At 52.4% G+C, this 4,675-nt stretch carries 6 protein-coding genes; 4 read left to right on the forward strand and 2 right to left on the reverse strand.

Features of this window, described 5'->3' with window-relative positions; genetic code table 11:
• From V6D20_07145 to V6D20_07160, 4 genes are all read left to right on the forward strand, one after another.
• Positions 1-622 (forward strand): alkaline phosphatase family protein (locus V6D20_07145; protein HEY9815559.1); only part of this gene is annotated, 622 nt, incomplete at its 5' end.
• A 203-nt stretch (positions 623-825) separates the two neighbouring features.
• The gene (gene secG, locus V6D20_07150; protein ID HEY9815560.1) at positions 826-1,065 is read left to right on the forward strand and encodes a preprotein translocase subunit SecG; all 240 of its coding nucleotides are present in this window, start codon (positions 826-828) and stop codon (positions 1,063-1,065) included.
• Positions 1,066-1,092: 27 nt separating this feature from the next.
• Positions 1,093-1,848 carry a hypothetical protein gene (locus tag V6D20_07155; protein ID HEY9815561.1) on the forward strand — a complete coding sequence of 252 codons (756 nt, stop codon included), beginning with the start codon at positions 1,093-1,095 and terminating at the stop codon, positions 1,846-1,848.
• An 11-nt stretch (positions 1,849-1,859) separates the two neighbouring features.
• Entirely contained in the window at positions 1,860-2,114 is a 255-nt protein-coding gene (locus tag V6D20_07160) for a hypothetical protein (GenBank protein HEY9815562.1), read from the forward strand.
• Between the two features lie 4 nt (positions 2,115-2,118).
• Here V6D20_07160 and V6D20_07165 read toward each other — a convergent pair whose 3' ends face one another.
• Positions 2,119-3,375, reverse strand: coding sequence for a DNA repair exonuclease (locus V6D20_07165; GenBank protein HEY9815563.1), 1,257 nt, complete (start codon positions 3,373-3,375; stop codon positions 2,119-2,121).
• 4 nt (positions 3,376-3,379) lie between these two features.
• Positions 3,380-4,486 (reverse strand): peptide chain release factor 1, encoded by a 1,107-nt coding sequence (gene prfA, locus V6D20_07170; GenBank protein HEY9815564.1) that lies wholly within the window; start codon positions 4,484-4,486, stop codon positions 3,380-3,382.
• Positions 4,487-4,675 lie beyond the last annotated feature (189 nt).

Here is a 4,675-nt window from a genome sequence, read left to right on the forward strand (position 1 = left end):
TGCTGAAACGGAGAAGTACGCTCACGTCACCTATTTTTTCAACGGCGGTATTGAAGATCCACTGGAGGGAGAAGATCGGGAATTGGTGCAGAGTCCCATGGTGGCGACTTACGATCGCGCTCCTGCTATGTCGGCTCAGGCTGTCACGGATGTGGTAGCGGCGGCTCTTGCGAAACAAATCTATTCCTTAGTCGTCATTAACTACGCCAATCCTGACATGGTAGGTCATACGGGCAATATCGACGCTGCGGTGCAGGCCATTGAGACGGTCGATCACTGCTTAGGGGAGTTGCTCGATAGTGTGGGTAAGGTGGGCGGTACCACCATCATCATTGCTGACCACGGCAATGCTGAATATATGTGGGATGAGAACAAAAATCCCTGGACTGCCCACACGACCAATCCAGTGCCGTTTATTTTGGTGGAAGGCGAGCGGCGTAAAGTTCCAGGGCATGGTGCTGATGTGGTGTTGCGCTCAGACGGACGATTGGCAGATGTTGCCCCAACGATTCTTCAGTTGCTGGGGCTGCCTCAGCCGGATGAGATGACGGGTAAGTCAATGATTGACTCTGCTGCTATGGATGTGCGCCCGAACCGAACGCCGGTGCGTCTGTCGATTTAAGGTTGACTGGGGATCGATCTAACGATAACTCTCTGTGTAGGTGGCGGGTGCGATCGCTTGCCTGCCACTCTCGTCTATAGTCCGGTAAACATCGGTAGAATAGTTAGAATATGCGCGGGATCAAGCCCTCCTCAACGTGGGGATGCGATCGCTCCCCGGTTTGGGCTATCCCCGCTCCAAGGTTCTGTTGACAACATGGTGTTATGGCATTAACCAATATTTTGCAGATTATTTGGGCAGGCTCTGCCCTCGGGCTGATTATCCTTGTGCTGCTCCATAGCCCCAAGGGTGATGGTCTCGGCGGCCTAGGTGGACAAGCCCAGCTTTTTACCAGTACCAAGAGCGCTGAAACCACGCTCAATCGTTTAACCTGGACTCTGACCGTTGTCTTCATGGGCTTGACGGTTATTCTCAGTGCGGGCTGGCTAACGCCTGCGGGCTAACCAAGGCTAGAGCGTTGTAGGCTACCTATGGATAATCGACGGGGATGGCTAACTCGAATGCGTCGATGGCCCCTAGTCTTGCTAGGGCTACTGGGGTTGATAGCGGTGTTAGGGTTGGGGAAAGCGATCGCTCAAGATGCTCCACTGTTGCCGCCCCTCTCGGTTTACCCCTTGCCAGATTCCTTGGTGGCCTGGAACCCTGACAGCAGGGATGACTACTTTGATGAGATCACGCCCATCGAGGGAATCGGCTATCTGGTTTGGCCCGATCGCCCGGTTCAGGTTTATATTGAACCGCCCACTGATCTCAACGATCGCTCTCAGGTTTGGTCTCAGTTGGTGCAGGGAGCGGTTCATGACTGGAGTCTCTACTTTCCCCTAGACCTAACAACCCAGTTAGAGGATGCTAATATCGCGATTTGGCGAGATACGCCTTCGATTCAGTGGGACGCTAATCAATCGCCTCGGGCCCGGTCTGCTGAAACGCGATACCGAATTTTTGTGGACTCTCCCGATGCGTCCACCTCCTGCTTGCGTCACCAGATGACGTTAATCATTCGCCCTGGTCAGTCGGATCAGCATATTGCCGGTGCTACCCGCCATGAACTTGGTCACGCCCTGGGTTTGTGGGGACATAGCCCTCTAGAAACGGATGCTTTGTACTATTCTCAGGTGCGCACACCTCCCCCGATTTCGGTGCGGGATGTCAACACCTTGAAGCGCTTGTATGAGCAACCCACCCGACTAGGTTGGCCGCTGGTGCGATCGCCCTCTATTCCATAGCCTGGTTTGCCATGTCCCTTTCTGCCAACACCATCACGGCCATTCTAATCACGGCATTTTGGTCGATTGCCCTGGCACTGATTGCTATCCAAAATGCTGAAGTTGTTTTTCTCAAGTTTCTCACCTTCCAGTCCGTATCCCTACCCTTGGGATTAGTGCTGGCTTTCAGCGTAGCGTTTGGGATGGTGGCTACCATTGTGGTACGGCTGCTGTGGCAAGCGCCGTCTCGCCGTCGATCGGACTTTTATGAAGAGCCACTAGAGTAAGGGGCTAAGTATCATCGCTGCAAAAGCTAGCTAGCAAGGTATACAGCTCGTCCTCTGACCTGCCTTCAAGCTGGAGGTGCTTTAACTCAAGCAGAACCTCAGCTAAGGCCGAAGCTTGGGAACGATAGGCACTATTCGCCGACAGCAGATCTAAATAAATGTCGCGTTCAATCTGATGGCGATCGCTGTCGGGGCTAGAGGGAGATCCGTAGGCTAAGGTATCGACGTTGAACTTTAGTAGAAAAATTAAGGCATGGGTTAGATTTTGGAGCTGTTGCTGAAGATCGCGCAGGTCAAGATCAAGGCGATTGAAACCCACAGTACCGCGAATTTGAAGCTCAACAATAGGATGTTCATCCGGACAAATAGCTCCACTAGCGATCGCGGCTTGGGTTTCTTTCAGGGCAAGCTGCACCAGTTCTTCCATCAACTCTTGCCCCTGAGTTTTGATGCTCAGCCGCACAATGGGCCGTTGTTGATAGTCTTGGCATAGCTTGGCTTGAATGCCGCTGGGATCGATGGTAACTTGAAAGCCCCCGCGCTCATAGCGAACTTCTTCCACGCTGTTGGCTTCCACCGAGCCTGGGTTGAAGACCCAATCCTCAACGATGTAGCTCTTGTGGATGTGACCTAGGGCTAGATAATCGACGCCAGCGGTCTTAAGCGGTAGCAGATCGCCATAGCGCAAGGCACCTTGGTAGCGAGCAATTTGTCCTTCTAGCCCATGGTGGAAAAGGAGGATTTGATGGGCTGGTCCTGGCGGGAGCTGTTTGATGGCGGTGGCAATTTGCTGAATAGCCATGGGAGCTGAGGCCCCATACCATTGAGAGCCAATGATCCGCACTCCACAGTCTAGATCAATATACCCACCTCGCCGGCCATCCCAGGGTTCATAAAAGGGCTCGCCCGCATCCTGGGCTCCTGGTTCTAGGAGGGTTAACAATCCCCAGTCAGAGAGGTAGCGAAGCCAACTGGTTGCAACTCCATAGGGGCGATTGTCGTGATTTCCCTCAATGGCGATCACTGGAATATTGGCAGCTTGGAGCGATCGCAGAACAATCTGGGCGTGATTTAAGACGGCCGGCTGAATTGTGCGATGCTCAAACAAATCGCCTACAATAATGACGAAATCAACCGCATCCTCAATGGCATAGCGCTCGACGAGGTCGTTAAAGGCATAAAAAAAATCGCGGGTTCGCTCTGGGCTATCGTAGCGATCAAACCCAAGATGAACATCCGCGATATGAAGAAATCGAGCCATGGTTTTAGACCGATGCTGAGGCGGTGGAGACGGCCATTTCTTGGAGGCGTTCCTGCTGATCTTTAGAAATACAGGATTGAATCACCGTTTCTAAATCACCTTCTAAAATCGGCATCAATCCATAGTTCTGCCCCAATCGATGATCGGTGGCTCGATTATCTTTGTAGTTATAGGTGCGAATTTTCTCGGAACGAGCCCCTGTGCCCACCTGCGATCGCCGCATTGATGTGACGGCCTCTTGCTGCTCCCGTAGCTTTAATTCGTAGAGCTTAGCCCGCAGGATTTGCATAGCGCGCTCTCGGTTTTGCAACTGCGATCGCTCTTCGGTGCAAAAAATACGAATTCCGGTTGGCTTGTGGAACAGGTCAACCGCCGTTTCTACCTTGTTCACATTCTGTCCACCCGCACCACCAGAACGAGCTGTTGTTAATTCGATCTCCTTAGGATCAATTTCAACTTCAACATCGTCCACTTCCGGCATGATCGCTACGGTGGCCGTTGAGGTATGGACTCGCCCACCTGCTTCCGTCACTGGGACGCGCTGCACCCGATGCACCCCAGCCTCAAATTTCAGCTTGCTATAGACGCGATCGCCACAGATTTCTAGGATAGCTTCCTTAAAGCCACCCATATCTGCAATGGATTCACTCACCAGCTTGACTTGCCAATGTTGGCTTTCCGCATAGCGAGAATACATGCGCACTAAGTCGCCTGCCCAAATGCTAGCTTCGTCCCCACCTGTGCCGGCACGCACCTCCAACATGATGTTTTTATCATCATTCGGATCCTGGGGCAGCAGCAGAATTTTGAGACGTTCCTCTAGGCGGTTGGTTTCCGCGACTAACTCCTCAACCTCGGCTGCTGCCATCTCGCGCATGTCTGGATCGGCATTAGCTTCTTTGAGAACTTGCCTTGCGCCTTCCAGCTCTTGCTGAGCTAGTTTCCACGACTCAAACGTATTCACCGTTTCTTCCAAGGAGGAACGGGATTTGGCTAGGCGTTGGAATTCTTGTGGATCAGTCGCCACGTCAGGATCGGCTAAACGACGAGTCAGTTCATGAAACGTTTGCTCAACCGATCTCAGTTTATCTAGCAAGTAAGACTCAGTCATTCGATCCACTCACACGGCAATCAACAGACACGTTATTACCATCATGACCCTATTAGGAGGGGATGTGTCTTTTTTCTGTAGTACAGAGACCATCATAGGCAAGTTGGGGGGCGACCCTTCCAGCTAGCTACTAGCTGACGATGAGTCCGTCATCCCATACTTCCGCAAGAAGCGCTCAACGCGGCCTTC

Source organism: Candidatus Obscuribacterales bacterium, assembly GCA_036703605.1.
Classification (GTDB): Bacteria; Cyanobacteriota; Cyanobacteriia; order RECH01; family RECH01; genus RECH01.